Below are 23770 nucleotides of genomic sequence, written 5' to 3' on the forward strand. Positions count from 1 at the left end.
AGAACCCAATAACCAAGTGGCTAAATCATCGGAGAAGTTTTCGGCAATAAATTTACAAATATTATCAAACATCGTCAGGGATTACTTTCCGTTTCTCCTAGGATACCCTCGATCGCCGGTGTTGACATCCTGTATTTGTCGTAACTATTGCCGAAGAGAATCGTAGCGCGGAATACATTATCGGCAAAATTCAATTCTAATCATCGACTAAACTCTATAAATTTCAGCAAATTTGTCACATCTTAACCAGGAATTTCTTGACAATTACTAGAGGAAGGGGTAGCTTGCAATCAGTTTAATTTTGTGGAGCCTTATGCTATTAGTTAACCTTATCAATCACGGGGGGGGGAGAAGCAAGGCTTATCAAAGCCTCTGCTGAAATCCTTTTCTCTAGTCACGGCCACTGCGATCGGTTGTATTAGTATCGCCACCAGTGCCACTGCGGCCAGTTTTTACTTCGCTTTCGGTAGCGAAGGTACGGGGAACGGTGAGTTCAGTATCCCCACAGGTGTCGCCGCCGGTAGCGGTGGTAATATCTATGTGACTGATGGCAGTCGCGTACAGGTGTTTAACTCCAATGGAGTCTTCCAGTCCACTTTCGGTAGCAACGGTTCGGGGAACGGTGAGTTCAGTGGCCCCATCGGTATCGCTGTCGGTAGCGGTGGTAATATCTATGTGGCTGAGATTGTCAACGCTCGCGTACAGATATTCAACTCCAGTGGTGTCTTCCAGTCCACTTTCGGTAGCGAAGGTTCGGGGAACGGTGAGTTCAGTATCCCCTTCGGTATCGCGGTCGGTAGCGGTGGTAATATCTATGTACTTGATTCTGGCAACGGTCGCGTACAGATATTCAACTCTAGTGGTGTCTTCCAGTCCACTTTCGGTAGCCAAGGTTCGGGGAACGGTGAGTTCAGTATCCCCTTAGCTATCGCCGTCGGTGGCGGTGGTAATATCTATGTAGCTGATAGTGGCAACCATCGCGTACAGATATTCAACTCTAGTGGTGTCTTCCAGTCCACTTTCGGTAGCCAAGGTTTGGGGGACGGTGATTTCATTGCCCCCTACGGTATCGCCGTCGGTGGCGGTGGTAATATCTATGTAGCTGATACTGGCAACTATCGCGTACAGATATTCGACTCTAGTGGTGTCTTCCAGTCCACTTTCGGTAGCTTCGGTACGGGGAACGGTCAGTTCAATTACCCCTTCGGTATCGCTGTCGGTAGCGGTGGTAATATCTATGTGGCTGATACGAACAACTATCGCGTACAGGTATTCAGCCAAAGTCAGCCGCCGGTGTCCACTCCCGAACCTTCTGGTATTATCGGATTAGGGATACTAGGGGGTGGTTTAGTGGTGCGTCGCCTCGCTAAACGTGGTTAATCGGTGTGGAGTGGGGAGATGAGTTAAAATTTTCCTAATTCCCCACCCTTTGCGGTTAAAAGCTTTAATTGTCCTGCTGCCTTTGTAATTCCTCGATCGCGTCGGGGGATAAATCGGTAAATCGGGCAATTTCTGGGATAGGAAAGCCTTTTAAAATAACTATAAAGTACCAAACAGACCTAACGTGATTTTCCCTGCACCGCCACCAACTAAAACCATCGGTAAATCGCAGGTACTAATAATAGTAATACTAAATCCGTTGAGTATGGGCTACTTATGAGGACAGGCAAAAGGCAATCATGCAAAAGGCAAAAGTGGGAATAAATAATCAGTTTTTAATAACCAGATTTAGTATAATTAACTTTCCATCAGCCAAGAATTTTATATATAGGGTTTATCTTCAATAGTTGCCTGAAAATTAGGTAAGGATTCCAGACAGGTCAAACATTGATGAAATAGGGTATGTTTGGGCTACATAAGCAATAGAAAGTTACCTTTTCTCTAAAATTAGTAAATATTCTGATTTCATGCCATCAGGATTTTTATTCTTGCGAGATTTGAATAATTGTCTGGTTTTAATTCTATCCTCAAAGACGGTATCAAAAATAAAGCCATTTTCCTGAAAATATTCCTGTAATATTCGCCAAGTTTCTACTTCCACTCCATCCACTTTCGGATTACCCACAAAAATGCAAGCTTTCCCAGCTTGTTTTAATTTTCTGGTGGCATTTTCTAAAGCGTTGATAGTGTGACAAAAATAGGAATCGAGTATTTTATGTAAATTCTCTTTCTCTAAAGTCGATCTCACTTGATTTAAGGTTTCGGTTTCGATTAATCTGGTAGCCTGTCGGTAGGGAATTTCTAGCTTAGAGATTTTTTGCACTTCTTTTTCTGTATATCCTAACCAATATAAATCTAGTTTTGCTGTTCTGATATATTCTTGTGCTTGCAGATAGGGGGGTGAACTAATTAAACAATCTAACTCTAGATTTTGATCGATCTCAAAAGTGGCACTATCTACTCCCCCATAAAAAAGCACCTGATTATAATTACGCCAAGTTATGGCAATATATTGATTAACGCTGGTTAAAGTTGCAAAACTCATCTCTTTAATCGTTCGTTTTAATTCCTCTTGCCAATCTCTTTGTAATAGTTCTTGTATATCTGATTTTTTGTATTTCGATTGAAATAATTTAGGTTTGGTATGTTCTGCATAGGAAAACTGTTTACTAACTTTCACTAAAACCGCTTGAATGATCTGGGAATACAAATCAGGTTCTAGACTTTTTTGACCTGCCCAAAGTTTCTGTAAAACTGCTAAAATCTCCTCTGGATACCAATAGTTTAAATTTGACCACTGAGGGATAAATTTATCCTCGTTGGCAAAAACTTGTAAGATTTTTTTATCTAACTCTGAGTAACTCAATGGTTCTTGGTGTTCTGTAATCTTAATCGGTATAATATGGTTTAAAAGATAATTGAGGTCAGTTAAAACTGCATTTCTTTGACAAAGTTTAGCCTCTAAACCCACCGTACCTGAACCAGCAAAAGGATCGATAATCCAATCATCCTTTTTAGTGTAGTTATCAAGGCAAAATCTCACCACTTGGGGAATAAATTTGGCAGGATAATAATAGATGCCATGGGTTAGATAACTGGTGCTGGTGATTTCTGGTACTAAATCTCGAAAAGAAACTAATCGCGGGGTTCCCCGATTAAATTCTTCTAAATTATTAAAATCGAAAAGTTCTAACTGCATGATTCGGCTATCAATTCTTCCTAGGGTAGGCCAGCCAATTAAAATAAAGATTAAAACCGTAGTCGATCAATATTCTAACTTATCGTCCCTTAACCTAACCGAGAACTCAACTTTTTTACTTTTTACTTTTTACTTAACGTGATATACTGCCAGAGGAAAAAATGACGTTTTAATTAGTCTGCGTGAATAGCCAATCCTCGACGATCATAGAACAGGTTAGAGTCCTTGACCCCCTGACACAAACCGATCGCATTGCCGATGTCTGGATTGAGGAGGGGGTAATTAAAGCGATCGAATCTCAGCTTCCCCCAAGAGAAAATAGTAACTATATTTCCGGTCAAAACTGTATTTTTGCTCCAGGATTAGTCGATCTCTACAGTCATTCCGGGGAACCCGGCCACGAGGACAGAGAAACCCTCGCATCTTTGCTCAAAGCGGCCACGGCCGGAGGCTGCACCCGGGTGGCAATTCTCCCCAATACTCTCCCACCCCTCGATCACCCCGCACTCATTAGCACATTACAGCAAAAAAGTCAAGGGTTTTTTGACTCAAAATCGACTCGTCTGCATTTTTGGGCAAGTCTCACCCTAGGAAGACAAGGGCAAAAAATGACGGAATTAGCCGATTTAATGCCTGTAGCGGTGGGTTTTACCGATAATCGCGGTCTAGAAGATTTGGGACTGTTGCGGCACTTATTGGAATACCTAAAACCCTTCGGTAAAAATATCGCCCTTTCCCCCGTAAATCAGCAATTAAAGGGTAATGGAGTCATGCGTGAGGGAGAAACCTCGATTCGCTTCGGTTTACCCGGGGATCCTGCTATTTCCGAAACCACTGCTTTAGCCACAATTTTAGAAATCGTCGGCGAAATTAATACACCTGTTCACATAATGCGAATTTCTACCCGTCGAGGAGTGGAATTAATTCGCGAGGCAAAAATGCGGGGATTGCCGATAACCGCTAGTGTGACGTGGTTGCATCTGCTCTTAAATACAGGATCGATCGCCAGCTATCATCCCAGTTTACACCTCGCTCCACCCTTGGGCAACGAAAGCGATCGCAAGGCGTTAATTGCGGCAATTAAGGAGGGAATGATCGATGCAATCGCGATCGATCATCGTCCCTATACCTACGAAGAAAAAACCGTCTCTTTTGCAGAAGCACCCCCCGGCGCGATCGGGTTAGAATTAGCTTTACCGCTACTCTGGGAAAAATTAGTAATAACCGGGCAATTATCAGCTTTACAATTATGGCAAGCGCTTAGTCTCAATCCCTGTCATTGTTTACAACAAAAACCGGCATCTCTCAACCCCGGTAATCGCGCAGAAGCAATTCTTTTTCATCCCCAAGCAAGCTGGAAAGTAACGACAAATAATCTTCACTCCCTCAGTCATAATACTTTCTGGTTAAATCAAACAATTACGGGAAAAGTCTTAGAAATGTGGAATTTTTAAAGGGTGGCCAATTTCTATCTTGAGACTCTCCTAGTTTTTTGGATAATGATCAGCTAGAATTCTAGAGAGAACTAGAGTAATGCCATGGAAAAAGAACTGGTATCGGACAAGCGCGGTTATCTGCTTCGCACGGTGGCAGAAGCTAAAGAAATTGTCCTTAATTGGTTGCGAGAAATAAATTTAGTTAATGCGATTAAATTAGGTTTACCAGAAGTGGATGACAGATATCATATTTGGCGAATTCCTCTATGTAATGACCAGAAAAAAACCGTTGGGGAAGTGGTGATCGATGCCTACACCACCGAAATTTTAGCCGATAGGACAACCCGGACTGAAATTATTATCGCTCGTCTGTTAAAACAGGATGAATCTAAATTAGAAAACCGCAAGAAAACCAAAAAAGAATACAAGCTTTCCTCTCTGAGAAATACCATCGGATTTGGTGATTGTAGTGAACTTTTGGAGGAAATGCCAGCAGAAAGTGTTGATTTAATTTTTACCTCACCACCCTATTTTAATGCTCGTCCGGAATATTCAGAATTTGAAGAATACGAAAGCTATCTATTGAAGCTGCGACAGGTGATCAGAAAATGCCATCGAGTTTTGAGTGAAGGACGTTTTTTTGTCATTAATATTTCTCCCGTGCTGTTGCGTCGTGCTTCCCGTAATCAAGCTTCTAAACGTATTGCTGTCCCCTTTGATTTGCATCGAATTTTTGTTGAGGAAGGTTACGATTTTATTGATGATATTATTTGGCTAAAACCAGAGGGAGCAGGGTGGGCAACTGGTAGAGGGCGCAGATTTGCTGCCGATCGCAATCCTCTCCAATACAAAACTGTGCCGGTGACTGAATACGTTTTAGTCTATCGTAAACACACGGATTTACTCATCGATTGGCATATTCGTAATCATCCCGATCAAGAAGTAGTAAAAGCCTCAAAAATTGCCGATGGTTATGAACGCACTAATGTCTGGAAAATTAACCCAGTCACTAACTCAAAACATCCCGCCGCTTTTCCCGTAGAATTGGCAGAAAAAGTGATTACCTATTACTCTTTTAAAGGTGATGTGGTTTTAGATCCCTTTGCTGGTTCAGGAACCGTGGGACTAGCGGCCGCTTCTTTAGATAGACGTTTTGTTTTATTCGAGAGTAATTTTAATTATATTGAACTAATACGAAAGCTAATTACTGAAGGCAGTAAGACTGATTTAGATTCAATTATTTGGCTTAATTGTCCGTTAGAAAACTAACAATGAGCGAGGTAAACACCATGACAGCCGGTAAAAGTCACGCTTATTTTACTCCAAAAGACTATCTGGAAATAGAGAAAATTAGTCCCATTAAACATGAATATATGCAAGGGCAAATCTTGGCGATGGCGGGGGCCAGTAAAGCCCATGTTATCATCACAGGTAATCTTTCAGCCCAATTAATTAATCATTTACGGGGTAGTGGTTGTCTTGCCTACGCTACCGATATGAAAGTGCGTCTCCCTAGCTTAAATATCTTCTATTATCCCGATTTTGCCATTACTTGTGACCAACGGGATCGAGTTTCCCAGGAAGATTTTATCCTGCATCCGCGAGTGATTATCGAGGTTTTATCCGACTCCACAGCAGCCTTTGATAGAGGCGATAAATTTGCCGATTATCAAACTATCCCTGAATTAGAGGAATATCTACTTATCGAACAAAAACAAGTCCTAATCGAACAATATCAACGTCAATCTAATAACCTCTGGATTCCCCATATTTATCAAGCGGGAGATTTAATCACTATTAACTGTATTAACTTTTCTTGTCCGATAGAAATTCTTTATCAAAACCTAGAAATTCTTAGCTAGAATCTTGGCCGTAAAAATAGTAAAATGGGGTCAGGTATTATAGGAGAAATTTCCCCTATTTCCTAACCCCCCAACAACTTAGATAATTAACCCCTTTGTCGAGTATTAATCACCTCACCGGCTGCATTAACTAACTCTAGCTGTAGCGGCATTTGTCCCATAGCGTGAGTGGAACAGCTTAAACAGGGATCATAGCAACGAATACCCGCTTCCACCCGGTTTAACATCGCTTCGGGAATTTCGCCACCATGGATATAATGTTGGGCGATTTGTTTCACTGTTTGATTCATGGCCAAATTATTATTACCCGTGGCAATAATCAAATTCACCGTTTCAATCAAACCATTTTCATCCACTTTATAATCATGGAATAAAGTACCCCGGGGCGCTTCACTAACTCCCACCCCTTGCAGATTATTAATTCCTGCTTCGGCCCGGCAGCGTTGAGAAACTATATCGGGATCGTCGATTAAAAGTTCGATACGCTCTAAACAGCCTAAAATCTCCACTAAACGGGCATAATGATAGTAAAAAGAAGAGGTGGCTACACCACCGACCCGATGGCGATATTCCCGTAACTCGATATCCGCTCCCTCCGTGCCAAAATGGGAACAAACATTTAAGCGCGCCAACGGACCAACCCGATAGATACCGTTGGGATAACCGAGGGGTTTATAGTAGGGAAACTTTAAATAAGACCATTTTTCTACTGATTCACCGATATAATCGCGATAATTGTCTTCGCTCAGGTTATCGGCCACGATATTGCCTTGACTATCGGTAAAACGAATATGACCACCGTAGTGTTCCCACTCGTCCCGTTTACCGACCAATCCCATAAACAGGGAAGGGAAATTACCAAAAGCGGCGATTTCTGTGGTTAAATTGTCTAGAAGTCCTTTAAACAGGTTTAAGGCCGTGTAAAGAGTCGCTTTAGACTCCGGCAGTCGTTCTTTAATCCATTGTCGCCCTTCTTCGCTTAAGGGAGAACGCACACCTCCCGGGACAGACCAAGCGGGGTGAATTTTTTTTGCTCCCAAAAGTTCAATAACTTTCTGTCCAAATTGACGTAAACGGATGCCCGCTCGCGCTAGGTCGGGATCGGCTGCGATTAAACCGAAAATATTCCGTTTAGCGGCGTCACTTTCCCAACCAAGCAGAAAATCGGGACTGCTAAGATGGAAAAAGCTTAAAGCATGGGATTGGGTTAACTGTCCCAAATTCATCAAGCGCCGCAGTTTTTCCCCCGCGGGGGGGATTTGCACCGCTAGAATTTTATCACCAGTTTTGGCGGCACAAAGTAGGTGACTAACGGGGCAAATGCCGCAAATTCGGGCAGTAATTCCCGCCATCTCCCACATCGGCCGTCCCTCGCAGAATTTCTCGAAACCGCGATACTCGACCACATGAAAACGCACGTCATCCACTTCCCCCCCATCGTCAAGGAAAATCGAGATCTTGGCATGGCCTTCGATCCGGGTGACGGGATCGATAACGACGGTTTTAGTCATAGTAAGTCCTCATTGTTCAGGAGTTCCACAGAGTGGTATTGTGGAGAGTGCGATCGAGCTTGGTTTCAACGATAATTTATCCCGATCTCCGCCCTGCTGTCTCTATGATAGTTATTACCCCCCTAGCAATCCTAATTTTTATAACAATTTTTCCCGATTCTCAATCGCAGCTAATTTGGCATTTTGTAGCAAATACTACAGAAAATAGTTCGGAAATCCGCAATGATTATCTTTCGCTTTGCTGGTGTTGATCGGTCATTATATATATAGAAGTCGGTTCTCGGCTGTCAGTTTTCAGCTTGGTTCTGCTTTGCTCTCAAAGCTGAGGGCGAAAAGGTCGAAAGTCGGCCAGATTGTTTACAGCTAATCGGGAAAATCACCTTTTTGTTTTGTAATCTTACCTAACAATATCAGCGGCACTGCCGAGGATTCAGGAAACAGCGACCCAAAAACAAGCGATTGTAGTTGATAGCCCTTTGGTATAATACTTCTGTTCTAGATATTGGGAAAAAAAGATAAACTTAACATCATACCAAAGAATGAATTAACTTTGAACCTTTAGGGGATTGCCCGCGTCTAAAAGCGCAGGATACAATCAAAGAAATTCCGATCAAACTCATACCGACTTCAGATAAGCCAGACTCACCCGCGAGTCGGAATAGTAACAGACTTTTTCTGTGTCAAGGAGTCACCACCAAACCAATGCCCACCGCAAAAACCAACCAAACTCAATCACAGCCCACCCTCAATGCCGATATGGTGCGTACCTATCTGCACGAAATTGGGCGAGTTCCCCTCCTAACTCACGAACAAGAAATTATTTACGGCAAACAAGTCCAACGGATGATGAGCCTGTTAGAAGCGAAAGAAGCACTATCGAAGCAATTAGGACGGGAACCAGATCGCTTGGAGTGGGCGGATTCGGTGAATTTAAGCGAAAATGAACTGGATCGCGCCTTGAAAACCGGCGATCGAGCTAAACGGAAAATGATTGAAGCTAACCTCCGCTTGGTGGTTGCGATCGCCAAAAAATATCAAAAGCGGAACATGGAATTCCTAGATCTAATTCAAGAGGGTAGTCTGGGATTAGAAAGAGGTGTAGAGAAATTTGATCCCACCAAAGGTTATAAATTTTCTACCTATGCCTACTGGTGGATTCGGCAAGCGATTACTCGTGCGATCGCTCAACAGGCCCGCACCATTCGTTTACCCATCCATATCACCGAAAAACTGAATAAAATCAAAAGAACCCAGCGCGAACTCGCCCAAAAACTGGGGAGAAGTGCCACCCCTGCCGAGATTGCCCTGGAATTAGAGCTAGAACCCGCTCAAATCCGCGAATATCTCAGTATGGCCCGTCAACCCATCTCCCTTGATGTGCGCGTCGGCGATAACCAAGATACGGAATTGTCGGAATTATTAGAAGATAGCGGAGTTTCTCCCGATACCTTCATCACCCAAGAATTATTACGGCAAGACTTAGCCAATCTCCTAGCCGAATTAACTCCCCAACAACGGGAAGTGATTACTCTCCGTTTCGGTTTAACCGATGGCAAAGAGTTATCCCTAGCCAAAATCGGCCAGAGAATGAACATCAGTCGGGAACGAGTGCGACAATTAGAACACCAGGCCCTGGCTCATTTACGCCGTCGCCGGGCCAACGTCAAGGAATATATTGTCGCTAGTTAGTAAAATTAGCAAATAACCAAGAAGGAGAGCTTGCGCTCTCTTTTTTTTGGGTTTAATTAATATAGAATCCCGATTAGTTTTCACCTGTGGCAGTTCCGTCATGACTAGATCGACAGAAACAGCGACCCCAACACTATACGAAGAAGATTTTTATCTCTGGCTAAAAACCACGGCAGAACAATTAAAAAAAGGCAAATTTGCCGAGGTGGATTTAGACAACTTAATTGAGGAGATTGAATCGATGGGGAGAAGTGAAAGACACGCGCTCAAAAGTCTTTTAACTCGTCTCCTAGAACATTTACTCAAATTAACATACTGGCAATCGGAAAGAGACCGGAATGGCAATCATGGTCATGGAGAAATCAATAATTTTCGGGCAGAAATCCAAGATTTACTGGAGGATAGCCCTAGTTTAAAGCCCTATCTTCGGGAGATTTTTGAGCCATCCTACCATACAGCTTTAGAGACCGTCCGGAAAAAAATGGGTTTATCCCCCGGCGGTTTACCGAGTCAGATAATTGGGAGCATCTCATTTATGCAAGTGAGTAATTATACTTATCCATAAAACTGGTTTCTAGCAAGGCTTTCAAAACAGCTTGACATAAAAACCTGATTTAGGGGTTACAAAGGTGAGATGCTCCCAGATAATTTTTAATCTCGAACAGGTTTTAGATAATCAATGGCTTCCAATCGATTGGGAATAAACTATTGACTATCTAATACTAAATCTGGTTATTAAAGACTGATTATTTATTCCCCCTTTTGCCTCTTGCCTATTGCATGAGTGCCTGTCCTGATAAGTAGCCTATATTCAACGGATTTAGTATAAATTACTCCTTGATCGCTAAACAGTCATCAGTGAACTGAAAACTCAAATCTGAAAACTCAAATCTGATAACTGATCACTGATCTGGGTTCACTCAAGCAACTTCTTCAGCAGGGCATCCACTTCCTCCAGGCCGGATTGATTATTTTTCAGGACATAAACCGCTCGCGCTTGCTTAAAAGCTTCCGCAGCCTCTGTTTTTCGTCCCCGGCCCGCGTAGGACCGACCGAGATTAAGATAGACATCGGCGTTATTGGGGGCGATTTCGGCCAAATCTTGATAGGCGATAATTGCTGCAAGATAATCTTTTCTGGCCAGATGGATGCGACCGATTCCCGCTTGTGCTTCCAAAGATTGGGGTTGCAGGAAAACAGCCCGACGATAAAAGGGGAGAGCCTCGTCAAAACGCTCTTGTTTTTCGAGTAAAATCCCTATTTTTAGCTGAATTAAAAAATTTCCTGCATTTTGTCGTTCTATTTCCTTTAAAATTTGGGTTCCGCCATTTAAATCGCCCTGTTTGAGCAAAAGGCTGGCCAGTTGCAATCTTAATTCACTATTGTTAGGGAATCTTTGCAGGGATTTTTGGAGAAAATCGAGGGCTTCGGTGCTTTTATTCTGTTCGATCAAGGCTTTACCCATGATTTCGTGGGCTTGCTGATTATTGGGGTCGAGAGCTAAAACCCATTGGTAAACTTCGCCCGCTTTAGCATAGTTTTTTTGGCGTAATAACACCACCCCTAAACCGAGGTAGTGTTGGACGTTTTTCGGTTCTATTTGGATAGCGTAGTAGTAAGCGGTGGATGCATTGTCATAATCACCGATATTAGCCAAACTATAACCGAGCGCATGGAAAAAGTCGGGATTACTCGGATCGAGACTTAAAGCTTTTTGGTATGCTTGGGCGGCGGCGTTATAATCCCCTTGCCGCGTTTGTAAAAAGCCGATCCCAGAGAAAATTTTGGCATTATTGCCATCAAGGGCGGCAGCCCGCTCGTAAACGGCTATAGCTTCCCCATAATTGCCATTTTTGACCAATTGCCGCGCTTGACGCAGTAGTTCGTTAACCTGTGAATCCTTGCTCACGATTGCCCCTGCGGGATTATCGGCGATCGCAATTGAGGCAGAGAAACAGCCCCCCGCGAGAAGACCGACGAGCAAGATTAAACGGGTAAATTGTTTCATCGCTTTACCTTTGTTAACGATTCTTAATTAAAGTTTATTGTAAATGGTATTGACAAAAATAAACTATTCTGCATCACCCTTGGACGAGATTATTGCGGGCTTCTTGGGCGACTTGGGCGCTTTTGTCGCCGGTTAACTGGGTCAAAACAGCGATCGCATCTTCCCCCCCTAAGCGGCCTAAAGCTTGAGCGAGACGATAGCGCAGTTGCCAGTCATCATCACTAGCCAAGGGAACGAGTAAAGAGACGGCGCGAGGGTCGCCTAGTTCCCCGAAAGCGCTAACGGCGGCCGTTTTTACCAATTCATTATCAGAGTTAAGGGCGATTTCGAGCAGTTCAAAGCCCCGGGGTTCCCCCAATTCGCCCAAAGCTGCCACAATGCTAAATTGAATTAACCAGTCGCAGGATTGTTGATAGACGGCCACCAGATCATCGTAGGCTGCCGTTAATTTTAACCCCCCGATCGCATCGGCCGCGGCCGCTTTCACGTCTGCTTCGGGATCATGCAACAAGCGATCGCGTAGAATAGTTAAGGCCAGATCAAGATTCTGACGACCGAGGATATCTAGCTGACTTACCGCCGAATAACGCACCCTAGCGTTACTATCCTTAATTAAAGGCTGTAACATCTCGAAGGCGATTTCTGGGGCTAAATAACGCAGTTGATTAACTCCCGATAAGCGATCGCCATAATCATCGGAATCGAGCAGCCGTTGCACGGATTCAGGGGAATAATTCATAATTTGATGACACCCTTAACAATTGGACTGGTATTAATTGTCCCATGAATAGTTATCGACTCCTGACTATCTCGATCATGTTTAGTTCCCCGGTTTTTTGGGGCTGTAGTCCTCCCTCTCCCCTTAAAAAAGAACCTACGGCCGAGATGATCGTTTCTCCTTCTCCCAGTCCGATTATTTCCGCATCAGACATTAAAGCTGCTAATCGTTATCGTCAATTGGGATTACAGTATCGTCAACAGGGAGATTTTATCAAAAGTATTGAAGCTTTAAAAAAATCGGTACAGTTAAACCCCAATCATCTAGACGGGAGAGTAATTTTAGGATGGACACAACACCTAGCTAAACAACCTTTAGCGGCACAAATAACCCTCGAAGAAACGATTAAAATTGCTCCCGATCATGTGGATGCCTATAATGCTTTGGGTATTGTTTATCTTGTCGGTGGTCATCTTGAAAAGGCCGTAGTTACTCATACTAAAGCCGCTAATTTAAAACCCGATAATGAAATTGCCTACTATAATTTATCCCTCGCCTATCATCGCTTAAAAGATTTTAATTCAGCTATTACTAACGCTGAAAAAGCAGTTAAATTAGAGCCGAATAATCCCCATCCTCTTGTGGCTTTGGCAATGGTCTATTTAGATCAAGGTGATAGTAAAAAAGCGCGGGATACCTACAAAAAGGCTAGGGATTTAGACGGTCGTTATCGACAAAAATGGTTTCTGGCACACCTGAAGGAAGCTGGTTTTAGTCAGGAGCAAATTAAATTAGTCGAAAAGTTACTATCTGGTTAGATTTAAAAATTATTATTTCCCCTTAAGATGCCTGTCGATGTCCCAGTTTTAGGAAAATAGTTTCTAAATCTTCGCGGCAAGTATAAAACTCGCTTAAGGTCAGGCCAGAAACGACTAAAGATTTCAACAATTCGGCACTATCTTCTAGGGTTCCCGTAAATTTAACCCGGAGAGTATTAGTATGAATAATTCTTTGCCAACTTTCCACAAAAACACATTGTTTAAGAGCGGTTTCTAAGGCTTCTAAATTGCCTAGAGTCGTAATCTGCAAGTATTGACCAGCTAGACGTTGATTTAATTCTTGTAAAGAGGTACTTTCCACTAGATAACCTAATTCCATGATGCCCACAGAACTACAAAGTTCGGCTAAATCACTAAGGACATGGGAGGAAATTAAAATAGTCATACCTGCCGATTGTAAGACTTTAATAATCTCACGAAATTGTAGGCGAGCGATCGGGTCTAATCCAGAAACCGGTTCATCGAGAAGTAAAATTAAAGGTTCATGGATAATCGTTCGGGCTAAACTTAAACGTTGTTTCATCCCCCGGGACAAAGTAGCGATCGAATTATGGCTTTTACCGGTTAATTGTACCAGTTCTAGAACTTCATAAATGCGGCGATGACGCTGGGAGCGAGGGATATGATAAAGACGGGCAAAATAATCCAGATAATTCCAGACATTTAGGTCATCGTAGAGGGGAAAATTATCGGGTAGATAACCTAAATTTCTTTTGAGACGGGGATTACTCTCATCTCTTAAAAGACGTTCTCCGTGCAGATATATTTCTCCCGTTGTCGGTTCTTCCGCTGCCGCTAACATCCTAATTAAAGTGGTTTTTCCCGCTCCATTTGGACCGATTAACCCGTAAACTTCCCCCGCTTCAATCTGTAAATCCACTTGATTAACAGCCCCATGGCGGTCAAATTGTTTGGTTAAACCAACGGTAGCAATGGCTAATTCTGGTGTGTTCATAAAGTTTTAGTAGTGGGATTGCTGACAAACTGGCCACCACATTCTTAACATTAACGTTTGGGTTTCCCGTTATCAATAGAACCATTCTTGATGGTATGGTGAGAACCACAACATCCTTACCTTGCGCTATTTTACCCCCGAAGGGGAATTAGTTCCCACTCCCGCAGAAGCGGCAGGCAAAGCAGAAAATCGAGTCCAACGGGAAAGGCAGAAAGCCGCAAATTAGCGGCTAAATTGCGGGAATTGGGCATAAATCTCCAAGACAATTTCTAATTAGGGTTTGCTGAATTTAATCCCATGTATAGACGAGAATTACTGCAATTTATTGGCTCTCACGCTCTTTTTGGGGCTATTAATCCAGAATTTGCTTGGAATTATCAAAATATTGACCATTGGGGCGAATTATCAAGGAATTATCGTCTCTGCACCACGGGAAAGCAACAAACACCAATCGATCTGAGTATAGTGACTGAAAAAGAGCTATACCACCCCACCTTTAATTATTGTCCTGTACCCCTAAAAATTCGCCATAACGGTCGTACAATCTTGGTTCAGACCGAAAAAGGTGGAAACATGATTTTTCACGGCGAAAACTGGGATTTATTGCAGTTTCATTTTCATCATCCCAGCGAACATCAGATTAAAGGTCAGTCTTTCCCTCTAGAAATTCATTTAGTGCATCGAAATGGGAGAGGAAATTTAGCAGTTGTGGGCATTTTAGCCGAAATCGGCGCTTTTAATCCCTATTTACAAACGATTTGGGCTTATTTGCCCCAAGAACCTTCTCCTGAAATGATTATCCCCGATACTTGGGTCAATGCCGGGCTTTTACTGCCAGAAAATAGCGATTTTTATGAATATCGGGGGTCTTTGTCCACTCCTCCCTGTAGCGAGGATGTTCTCTGGTTAGTCTGGCAAAATGCGATCAAAATTTCTCCCCAACAACTGCAACAATTGGCTGAGATTTTTCCGAGTAATGCGAGGAATATTCAACCCTTAAACGGGCGATCAATCCTGCATTCCTAGCCGAAATTGTCGACATTTTGGCTAATTTAGATAATTTTATTAACTTTTAGACCAACAATGGTAAATAACTCAGGAATGCGCTCAATAACTAAAGCTTCGGTGGCTGTCCAGTCACTTTCCTTAGTGGCTAAAACCCCCAGAACACTCAGAGGAACCTGTAGAAATAGGTGACTTAAGAGGAGAGCGATCGCAGCGATTACTAAACCTAAAAGCCGCCATTGGGGGAGATAGGCGGCCACGGCAGCCGCTAGAGGGGCAAAATTGTAGATTGGCCAAGTGATGAGAATTAAGAGGACGACTCCCAAAAGAGTAAGAAGACGATGGCGAGGACGTTTAAAAAGAGAGAGAATTTTTAACTGTTCGGGGGTGAGTTGACTCGGTTTTAGAGCAACCAACAAAAGACTAAAAATATCAAAAGGTTTTGTCCACTGCATCCAAAAGACGGGTATGATAGCGATCGCTCCTAGAAATAGCCATTCTAGCCAAAGAAAAGGCAAGGGATCGCCCACAGCTAAACCAATCCAAGCGATTTGTAAAAAGATTGGCAAAGCCGCTAACCCTGCCAGATGAATCCACAAAAAAGGTTCTGATTTCATAGAGGGAAGTGGGGAGATGGGGGAGTGGGGGAGCAGGGGAGTGGGGGAGTGGGGGAGTGGGGGAATTATGAATTATGAATTATGAATTATGACTGATAACTGATAACTGATAACTGATAACTGATAATTGATAACTGATAACTGATAACTGATAACTGACTCCCGACTCCCGACGGTTCAAGTCTAATTAACTGGATAAAGTGCGACGTTTCATGACCATTTCGTAGGCTTCGATAATGTCGCCTTCTTTCCAGTCATTGAATTTAGAAACACCGACACCGCACTCGAAACCGGTAGCTACTTCCCGGGCATCTTCCTTCATCCGTTTGAGGGAATCGAGAACTCCCTGATAAACAATTTCCTTGCCGCGACGCACGCGCAGGAAGCGGTTCCGCACCAGTTTACCAGATTGGACATAACAGCCCGCCACGGCCCCACGACCGACGGTGAAGACGGCGCGCACTTCGGCGAAACCGAGGTGTTCTTCCACTTCTTCGGGGTCGAGAAGACCTTCCATCGCCCCTTGAATATCATCGAGAAGCTTGTAGATGATATTGTAATCGCGGATATCGACCCCTTCCCGATCGGCGGATGCGCGCGCACCACTGGCAAGGGTGGTATTAAAGCCCACCACCACCGCACCACTAGCGGCGGCCAGATCCACATCGGTTTCGGTGATTTCCCCCGGAGAGGCGAGGAGAACGCGAATCTGCACTTCGTTTTGGGGTAACTGTTTGAGCGCACCGAGGATGGCCTCGACGGAACCTTGCACATCTGCCTTGAGGATGAGATTAAGTTCCTTGAGTTGTCCTTCTTGAGCTTGGATAGAGAGGGTGCTAAGGCTAACGCGACGAGAAGAGAGGGCCTGTTGTAAACGGGTGTTGCGTCGTTCGATCGCCCGTTGATCGGCAATCGCCCGGGCCTCTTTTTCACTTTCATAGACATCGAATTCATCGCCAGCGGCCGGCACATCACCGAGACCGAGGATTTCCACGGCGAAGGAGGGGGTGGCCGCTTCGACTTTTTGACCGCGATCATCGATCATGGCCCGAATTTTGCCGAAAACGGAACCGGCGACGATGCTATCACCGACGCGGAGAGTGCCATTCTGGACGAGCAGGGTAGCCACGGGGCCTTTGGTGCGATCGAGGTTAGCTTCGATGACGGTTCCCTTCGCCAAGCGATCGGGGTTAGCGACCAATTCCGCTACTTCTGCCACCAAGAGGATCATTTCCAGCAGATTATCGAGATTTTCACCCCGCAGGGCGCTAACGGGAACCATGATCGTCTCACCGCCCCAATCTTCGGCCACCAGTCCCTGTTCGGTCAATTCCTGTTTAATCCGGTCGGGGTTAGCTGAAGGTTTATCGACTTTGTTAATCGCCACAACGATGGGGACTTCGGCCGCCCTGGCGTGACTGATTGCCTCTTTCGTTTGGGGTTGTACGCCGTCATCGGCGGCTACCACCAGCACGGCTATATCGGTGACTCTCGCCCCGCGGGCGCGCATAGCGGTAAAAGCTTCGTGGCCGGGGGTATCCAAAAAGACAATCTGTTCTGGTTTGCCGTTATGTTCCACATCGACGTGGTAAGCACCGATGTGCTGGGTGATGCCGCCGGCTTCCCCCTGGGCGACTTTCGTTTTGCGGATCGAGTCGAGGAGGGTGGTTTTGCCGTGGTCAACGTGACCCATAATGGTGACGACGGGGGGACGACGCTGGAGACTTTCCCAGTCGGAGACATCGATCATTTCCGTGGTTTTGATCGCCGCCGACTTGGTGCTGGGGGTTTCCACGGCGATCTCGAAGTCCCTGGCGATCATTTCGATCGTGTCCACGTCGAGAGTTTGGGTAATATTAACCGCCATCCCTTTAAAAAATAGGGTTCTGATGATCTCAGTTTCGGGGACTTTCATCAATTCCGAGAGGTCGCGCACGGTGAGACTGCCGGTGACGACGATGCTTTCCGGGCGTTTTTCCTCTTGGGGTTCTTGGCGCTCGCTTTTCGGGCTGCCGGTGTGGGCGGTTGGTTTACTGGGCCGCTTAACTTTGACTGCTGTTGGGGTGCCGGGGGTGGCAGCTTTAGCGGTGGGCGGTTTGGGGGGACGAGCGGTGGAGAGGGTAAAACTGGGGGTATTAATTAACCCGGACAGTTCCGATTCTAGATCATCGTCATCTTCAAAGAGCGCTTGGGTGCGGCGTTTGTTTTTGCCGGCAGTTTTGGCGGTTTTGGCCGCTTTTTTTTCTTCCTCTTCTTCTTCTTCCCAGGTAGATTTTTTGGCCATGCGAGGGGGCATGGTGGGTCGTTTGAGTTTTTTGGGCCCGTCTGCTCCGAGCAATCCGGTATCTGTATCGATTTCTGTGCCATCAACACCAGATTTCTTGGTGGTATCGGTTTCCTCCTCGCTGGTAGCCGAGATTTTAGCGGGTAACCCGGGGCGAACCGGGCGCTTCAACTCCACTGTCTCCCGCACTTCCCTAGCTGGTTCCGCCAGTTTCGGGCTTTTTCCGTCGGGTTTGCGGTTGAGGGTCGGTTTTTCTGGTTTAGCCAAGCCTACCCTACGCTCAGGACTAGGGGCGTTTTCGCTCTCGCCGCGCTCGCGTTTTTCTCCCCGGCTCCTGTCGTTACTGCCAGGAGCATTTTTAGATCGGGGTTCTGGCCGGCCCGAGGCAGTTTCAGGGCGTGGTTTCGGGGTGAGGGAAGGTCGATTAGGTGGGGCGATTAAGGTGGGGGCTGCTTCTGGCACTAGCGGGGTTTCGGTCGGGGTTTCTTTAACACTGGGGCTATGAGATAGCATCTCTGCTGCAGTGGGGGGAGTTTTTTCGGCCGCCTCGTCGCGCCCTGGGGGAGCAACGAGGGGTTTAACCGGGGGACGGGGGGGACTGATTAAAGTCGGTTTGGCCGAGGAACCGGCTTGACCGGGATAGCTTTCCCCTTCTTCGCCGGTTTCGGGGCGGTTGTGTTTATGCAGGGCTAAAATCTTTTGTTTTTTTTCTTCGGCAGGACTAGCCGATTCTCGCTGACCCGTGCTATTTTTACTGGTACTCGAGGCAAATCCCTTCGCAGCGATTGCTTTGATGCGTTGGGCATCCTCTTCGCTGATCGTGCTACTGTGGCTCTTGTACTCGATGTTCAACTGGTCACAGATGTCCAAAATGTCTTTGTTGTCTAGATTCAATTCTTTTGATAAATCGTAAATTCTGACTTTCGTGTTACTCATCCATTATCCCCCGGCTAAAGTGTTAGTGATCCTATAAGTTGGCTGATTTTTTGATCCTGTCAGGACTGTCCCATTTCCATGCTAACGATTTTGTGGCTATGATCGTCAATTTTAATCCTGATTTGGACGACCTTGCCAGGCAGTCCCGAGTCGCTCTTGCAAGGATTCATAGAGCGTTTCGGGAATATTGGCTTTTAGGGCGCGTCCGAGACGATTTTTTTGTCGGGCTAGTTGCAGGCAGTTGGGCTGTGGACAGATATAGGCTGATCTTCCCATGCCTTGATCTAATTGTATCTGTCCGGACGGGTGTAGTCGGACAATTCGCCAAAAGGATTCTTTCGGGGCGAAGAGACGGCAGCTAATACAGCGTCGATAATTGACGAAGGTGTTCATTCTCGGTCTAAATCCTGCGATTCTGGGTCTTTTTCATCAGTTTTCACCTCTTGTTCGCCTTTATAGAGGGCTATATCCTTAATATCGATTTTCCAGCCCGTCAGACGGGCGGCTAGACGCACGTTCTGCCCTTCTTTGCCAATCGCTAAACTCAATTGATCCTGGGCCACCAGTACCAGTGCTTGTCTTTCTTCGGCATTAGTGAACAAAACTTGGTCGATACGGGCGGGACTAAGGGCATTGGCGATGTAGGTGGCGGGGTCTGGAGACCAACGAATCACGTCGATTTTTTCGCCCCGCAATTCGTTAACCACGGCTTGAATCCGCGAACCTCTGGCCCCAATACAGGCCCCAACCGGATCCACGTCTCTCTCTAAGGTATCGACGGCGATTTTTGTCCGCGAACCAACGTGACGGGAGGGGGGATTGGCTTCCCGGGCGACGGCGACAATACGCACGATTTCCTCCTCGATTTCGGGAACTTCGTTGGCGAACAGATATACTACCAAACCCGCCGCCGCTCTGGAAACGATTAATTGCGGGCCGCGGTGAGAACCTTCCAGGACTTTTTTGAGCAGAACTTTAAAGGTGGCGTTAGCGCGATAATTATCGTTGGGTAGCTGTTCCCGTTTGGGTAGTTCTGCTTCCACTTCCGGTTGACCGTAGGTGCTTTGTACCATGACAATAGCGGCCTGTCTTTCAAAACGGACGACCCGGGCCTGTAAAACCGTTCCTTCCAGATCTTGGAACTCCTCTTGAATCATTTTGCGTTGGTTATCCCGCAGTTTTTGCAGTAAAACCTGTTTAGTTTGAATCGCCGCCATGCGACCAAATTCTTTTTGGTCGGGGGTGACATCAAGAACTACTTCATCCCCTAACTGGGCCTCATCGGCCACTTCTTGCACTTCTTTGAGACCGATGTGATGGTCGGGATTGGTCACTTCTTCGACAATAGTTTTAGTAGAAAGGATGCGAAAGCCTTCTTCTTCTACGTCTAATTCCACATCAAAGTTATTGAAATAATCTTCATGGAATTGAGCAGCTTTTTCTAAACTTTGGGCGCGTCGATAACGTTCGTAACCCTTGATAAGTGCTTCACGCAAGGCTTCCTGTACGGCATTTTTGGGCAGATTATGTCGTTGGCTAATTTCTTCGAGCATTATTTTTAAACCGGGCAAATTAACAGTAGCCATAATTATTTTTTCTCCTTACTTTTGAGTGATTAGTTTTTTAGCCATTAGCCTTGTATCAGTTATCAGATGTAAGTTATCAGTTATCAGATGTAAGTTATCAGTTATCAGATGTAAGTTTTAAGTTAATCAGTTAGTTATTTATTTATCTTCATCTTTATCCCTGATTACTGATTACTGATTACTGTTTACTGATTACTGTTTACTGTTTACTGATTACTGATTACTGCTTACTGCTTACTGCTTACTGCTTACTGCTTACTGATAACTGATTACTGTTTACTGATCACTGATTATTGCGCTGCTCATCTAAACGGACGCTGATGACGGTAGTGCGATCGATGCTCAGGGAGCGACCTTTTTGGTTAAGATAAATAGATTGCTCATCTCTACCTTGCAGTTTTCCGCGCCATTCTTGCGGTTTTCCTTGGCTATCCTGGCCGGTAACGATGACGGGAAAACCTTTAAAAGACTGAAATTCGCGCTCACTGCTCAGTTGTCGAGAAATGCCGGGGCTAGATATTTCTAAAACGTAGGCCCCGGGTAAGATTTCTTGACTGTCGAGGGCGGTTTCTAAGGCCCGACTCATCTGCTCACAGTCCTCTAAACCAGTATCTCCCGCAAGATTGCGAATATCGACGCGCAGGACGGGAGGCCTTTTATTGGTTTGGAAAACGATATCGACCACTTCTAGCCCCAAGTTTTCAGCGATAGGGGTGGCTAGGTGCAGCAGGTCGGGAATGAGCGGATGGGTCATGATTTAGACAATAAAAAAAGCGGGCGAAACCCACTTCCCTAAACTGTTAGTGATTGGGATAGGCAGTTGTTAGACCACCTAGCTAAATACAATATAGCAAAAAACCGTCATCACTATTTGCCCCCGGGGTCGTGCCTGGGGGAAAACAGAACAGTGGTCACGATCGAGTCGATCTGTCACAATGAATACAGGGTAACTAGATATAGAGTCAATTATGGATCAAAAATCTCCACTCACCGTAGTTAGAGCCAAGTCAGCTAAGAATCGTGGTCGTCGGCCAGTATGGAAAGGGATTGTCACCACTTGGATGATTCTGCAAACCTTTGGCCATGTCACTCCTGCTTGGAGTCAAAAAAACCAAAATACCCTCACCTACGGTGAATTGTTAGAGAAGATCGACCAAGGAAAGGTAAAAAAGGTCGAAATCAATCCTTCTTTGCAGCAGGCAGCAGTTACCCTCGTTGGTCAAACGGACAAGGATTCCCCGAAAGAAGTCAATTTATTTGACCAAAATCCCGAATTAATCAAGAAACTCGATGCTGAAAAAATTGAGTACGGCATTCTCCCCAGCACTGACAATTCGGCCCTGATCAATGTTCTCACTAACCTGTTAGTGATTATTCTCGTCTTGGGATTATTGGTGTTTATTATCCGTCGTTCTGCCAATGCTTCCGGTCAAGCGATGAACTTCGGTAAATCAAGGGCGCGGTTTCAGATGGAGGCGAAAACCGGCATAGAATTCAATGATGTGGCGGGTGTGGATGAGGCCAAGGAAGATTTACAGGAAGTGGTGACATTCCTCAAACAACCGGAAAAATTTACGGCTATTGGCGCAAAAATCCCCAAAGGAGTCCTGTTAATCGGGCCACCGGGGACGGGGAAAACTTTACTGGCTAAAGCGATCGCGGGAGAGGCGGGAGTGCCTTTTTTCAGCATCTCCGGGTCGGAATTCGTGGAGATGTTTGTCGGGGTTGGTGCGTCGCGAGTGCGAGATCTGTTCCGAAAAGCCCAGGAAAATGCCCCTTGTTTGGTTTTTATCGATGAAATTGATGCCGTTGGTCGTCAACGAGGGGTCGGTTATGGGGGAGGTAATGATGAACGGGAGCAAACCCTGAACCAATTATTGACGGAAATGGACGGTTTTGAGGGAAATACCGGCATTATCGTCATTGCCGCCACCAACCGCCCCGATGTTTTGGATTCGGCCCTTTTGCGTCCGGGTCGTTTTGATCGGCAGGTAGTGGTGGATTATCCAGATTGTAAGGGACGTTTGGGCATTTTAGAGGTCCATTCTCGCGATAAAAAGGTGGCTGCTGATGTGGCTCTGGAGGCGATCGCCCGTCGCACCCCCGGTTTTACTGGGGCAGATTTGGCTAATATGCTCAACGAAGCGGCGATTTTTACCGCTAGAAGACGGAAAGAGGCGATTACCATGGCGGAAGTCAACGATGCGATCGATCGGATTGTGGCCGGTATGGAAGGGCGCGCTTTAGTCGATAGTAAAGCCAAGCGTTTGATCGCCTATCACGAAGTTGGCCATGCGATTGTCGGTACTCTCTGTCCCGGCCACGATCAGGTGGAAAAAGTCACCCTGATTCCCCGGGGTCAAGCGCAGGGGTTAACTTGGTTCACTCCCGATGAAGAACAGGGTTTAACCAGTCGTTCCCAGTTATTAGCCCGAATTGCGGGATTATTAGGGGGACGAGTGGCGGAGGAATGTGTCTTCGGTGAGGATGAAGTGACCACCGGGGCCGGTAATGATATTGAAAAAATTACCTATCTGGCCCGACAGATGGTAACGCGTCTGGGAATGTCGGAATTGGGATTGATTGCTCTAGAGGAGGAGGGTAATTCCTATCTCGGTGGTGCTGGTGCCGGTTATCATCCCGACCATTCTTTCGCGATGATGGCGAAAATTGATGCACAAGTACGGGAACTTGTCAAGCAATGCCACGATTTAGCAACAAAACTTATCCTTGACAATCGTGTGGCGATCGATCGCTTGGTGGATATACTGATTGAACAGGAAACCATTGACGGCGACGAATTCCGGCGTTTATTGACGGAATTTCAGCAACAAGCGGATCGGTCAATGGTGACTACGGTTTAATTTGCCCTTCGTCTCCTCGCTTCGATTAAGTGGTTAGGAGACGATTTCACCTACTAAAAACCTGTTGGTATCTAATAATATCTTATTAGACTAACAGTTTTGGGGCATCGGTGACTCCCCGTGAGTTTGACTGTTTGAAAAAACTACTGGTAGAGAAGCAGATTTGACTTTCCTGCCTTCGCTGGGGGGAGATTCCCCCCTTCTAGTTCGGGAAACTGCTAATTGCAGTGCCTCTAGGACTTTCGCTGGTTCAAACATTTGGTGTCGGGAGATATTCTGTTCACTTAAGAGCTTACAGAGTTTCCCCCATTGACCCCATGA

19 protein-coding genes and 2 pseudogenes are annotated in these 23770 nt (G+C 45.5%); 10 read left to right on the forward strand and 11 right to left on the reverse strand.

The window, feature by feature from the left end:
• Window positions 1-540: 540 nt before the first annotated feature.
• Window positions 541-1380 (forward strand): PEP-CTERM sorting domain-containing protein, encoded by an 840-nt coding sequence (locus IM477_RS11100; protein WP_287731743.1) that lies wholly within the window; start codon window positions 541-543, stop codon window positions 1378-1380.
• A 490-nt stretch (window positions 1381-1870) separates the two neighbouring features.
• Here IM477_RS11100 and IM477_RS11105 read toward each other — a convergent pair whose 3' ends face one another.
• Window positions 1871-3139, reverse strand: coding sequence for a DNA methyltransferase (locus IM477_RS11105; RefSeq protein WP_287731745.1), 1269 nt, complete (start codon window positions 3137-3139; stop codon window positions 1871-1873).
• A gap of 182 nt (window positions 3140-3321) precedes the next feature.
• Here IM477_RS11105 and IM477_RS11110 point away from each other — a divergent pair, with 182 nt between their 5' ends.
• The 3 genes from IM477_RS11110 to IM477_RS11120 all read left to right on the forward strand — a co-directional run bounded on the left by IM477_RS11110 (window position 3322) and on the right by IM477_RS11120 (window position 6437).
• On the forward strand, window positions 3322-4593 hold the full coding sequence (locus IM477_RS11110) for a dihydroorotase (protein ID WP_287731748.1): 1272 nt from the start codon (window positions 3322-3324) through the stop codon (window positions 4591-4593).
• A gap of 84 nt (window positions 4594-4677) precedes the next feature.
• Window positions 4678-5844 carry a DNA-methyltransferase gene (locus tag IM477_RS11115; protein ID WP_287731750.1) on the forward strand — a complete coding sequence of 389 codons (1167 nt, stop codon included), beginning with the start codon at window positions 4678-4680 and terminating at the stop codon, window positions 5842-5844.
• A gap of 20 nt (window positions 5845-5864) precedes the next feature.
• Window positions 5865-6437: a Uma2 family endonuclease gene (locus tag IM477_RS11120; protein ID WP_287731762.1), complete on the forward strand. Its 573-nt coding sequence runs from the start codon at window positions 5865-5867 to the stop codon at window positions 6435-6437.
• 86 nt (window positions 6438-6523) lie between these two features.
• Here the strand turns inward: IM477_RS11120 and IM477_RS11125 are convergent, their stop codons facing one another.
• Complete coding sequence (locus tag IM477_RS11125; protein ID WP_061431264.1) at window positions 6524-7948, reverse strand: Ni/Fe hydrogenase subunit alpha; 1425 nt, start codon at window positions 7946-7948, stop codon at window positions 6524-6526.
• Window positions 7949-8650: 702 nt separating this feature from the next.
• On the opposite strand from IM477_RS11125, the gene IM477_RS11130 reads away from it, so the two are divergent.
• Both IM477_RS11130 and IM477_RS11135 read left to right on the forward strand, forming a co-directional pair.
• Window positions 8651-9637, forward strand: a complete 987-nt coding sequence (locus tag IM477_RS11130; RefSeq protein ID WP_002782393.1) for an RNA polymerase sigma factor, RpoD/SigA family — start codon at window positions 8651-8653, stop codon at window positions 9635-9637.
• A 100-nt stretch (window positions 9638-9737) separates the two neighbouring features.
• Entirely contained in the window at window positions 9738-10202 is a 465-nt protein-coding gene (locus tag IM477_RS11135; RefSeq protein WP_287731752.1) for a DUF29 domain-containing protein, read from the forward strand.
• Between the two features lie 351 nt (window positions 10203-10553).
• Here IM477_RS11135 and IM477_RS11140 read toward each other — a convergent pair whose 3' ends face one another.
• Window positions 10554-11645 carry a tetratricopeptide repeat protein gene (locus IM477_RS11140; RefSeq protein WP_287731754.1) on the reverse strand — a complete coding sequence of 364 codons (1092 nt, stop codon included), beginning with the start codon at window positions 11643-11645 and terminating at the stop codon, window positions 10554-10556.
• A gap of 73 nt (window positions 11646-11718) precedes the next feature.
• Entirely contained in the window at window positions 11719-12384 is a 666-nt protein-coding gene (nblB, locus tag IM477_RS11145) for a phycobilisome degradation protein NblB (RefSeq protein WP_079209541.1), read from the reverse strand.
• Between the two features lie 44 nt (window positions 12385-12428).
• On the opposite strand from nblB, the gene IM477_RS11150 reads away from it, so the two are divergent.
• A complete protein-coding gene (locus tag IM477_RS11150; RefSeq protein ID WP_287731756.1) occupies window positions 12429-13181 on the forward strand; it encodes a tetratricopeptide repeat protein in 753 nt (250 codons plus the stop codon).
• A 22-nt stretch (window positions 13182-13203) separates the two neighbouring features.
• Here IM477_RS11150 and IM477_RS11155 read toward each other — a convergent pair whose 3' ends face one another.
• Entirely contained in the window at window positions 13204-14157 is a 954-nt protein-coding gene (locus IM477_RS11155; RefSeq protein ID WP_079209543.1) for an ABC transporter ATP-binding protein, read from the reverse strand.
• Window positions 14158-14278: 121 nt separating this feature from the next.
• Between IM477_RS11155 and IM477_RS11160 the strand changes: the two are divergent.
• Both IM477_RS11160 and IM477_RS11165 read left to right on the forward strand, forming a co-directional pair.
• A pseudogene (locus IM477_RS11160) lies at window positions 14279-14430 on the forward strand (Uma2 family endonuclease); the annotation flags it as partial.
• Between the two features lie 24 nt (window positions 14431-14454).
• A complete protein-coding gene (locus IM477_RS11165) occupies window positions 14455-15183 on the forward strand; it encodes a carbonic anhydrase (RefSeq protein WP_287731757.1) in 729 nt (242 codons plus the stop codon).
• Between the two features lie 26 nt (window positions 15184-15209).
• Here the strand turns inward: IM477_RS11165 and IM477_RS11170 are convergent, their stop codons facing one another.
• The 5 genes from IM477_RS11170 to rimP form a co-directional block, all read right to left on the reverse strand.
• Window positions 15210-15779, reverse strand: coding sequence for a low-complexity tail membrane protein (locus tag IM477_RS11170; RefSeq protein WP_004159551.1), 570 nt, complete (start codon window positions 15777-15779; stop codon window positions 15210-15212).
• A 187-nt stretch (window positions 15780-15966) separates the two neighbouring features.
• The gene (gene infB, locus IM477_RS11175; protein WP_287731758.1) at window positions 15967-18999 is read right to left on the reverse strand and encodes a translation initiation factor IF-2; all 3033 of its coding nucleotides are present in this window, start codon (window positions 18997-18999) and stop codon (window positions 15967-15969) included.
• A 111-nt stretch (window positions 19000-19110) separates the two neighbouring features.
• Window positions 19111-19392 (reverse strand): YlxR family protein, encoded by a 282-nt coding sequence (locus IM477_RS11180; protein ID WP_002798549.1) that lies wholly within the window; start codon window positions 19390-19392, stop codon window positions 19111-19113.
• On the reverse strand, window positions 19389-20585 hold the full coding sequence (nusA, locus tag IM477_RS11185; RefSeq protein WP_287731760.1) for a transcription termination factor NusA: 1197 nt from the start codon (window positions 20583-20585) through the stop codon (window positions 19389-19391). The genes IM477_RS11180 and nusA overlap by 4 nt, the downstream gene beginning before the upstream one ends.
• 283 nt (window positions 20586-20868) lie before the next feature.
• Window positions 20869-21339, reverse strand: a complete 471-nt coding sequence (rimP, locus tag IM477_RS11190; protein ID WP_147069801.1) for a ribosome maturation factor RimP — start codon at window positions 21337-21339, stop codon at window positions 20869-20871.
• A 214-nt stretch (window positions 21340-21553) separates the two neighbouring features.
• On the opposite strand from rimP, the gene ftsH reads away from it, so the two are divergent.
• The gene (ftsH, locus tag IM477_RS11195) at window positions 21554-23449 is read left to right on the forward strand and encodes an ATP-dependent zinc metalloprotease FtsH (protein ID WP_287731761.1); all 1896 of its coding nucleotides are present in this window, start codon (window positions 21554-21556) and stop codon (window positions 23447-23449) included.
• 90 nt (window positions 23450-23539) lie between these two features.
• Here the strand turns inward: ftsH and IM477_RS11200 are convergent.
• Window positions 23540-23770: pseudogene (locus tag IM477_RS11200) on the reverse strand (IS200/IS605 family accessory protein TnpB-related protein); the annotation flags it as partial.

The organism is Microcystis sp. M090S1, assembly GCF_020246295.1.
GTDB classification, from domain to species: Bacteria; Cyanobacteriota; Cyanobacteriia; order Cyanobacteriales; family Microcystaceae; genus Microcystis; species Microcystis aeruginosa.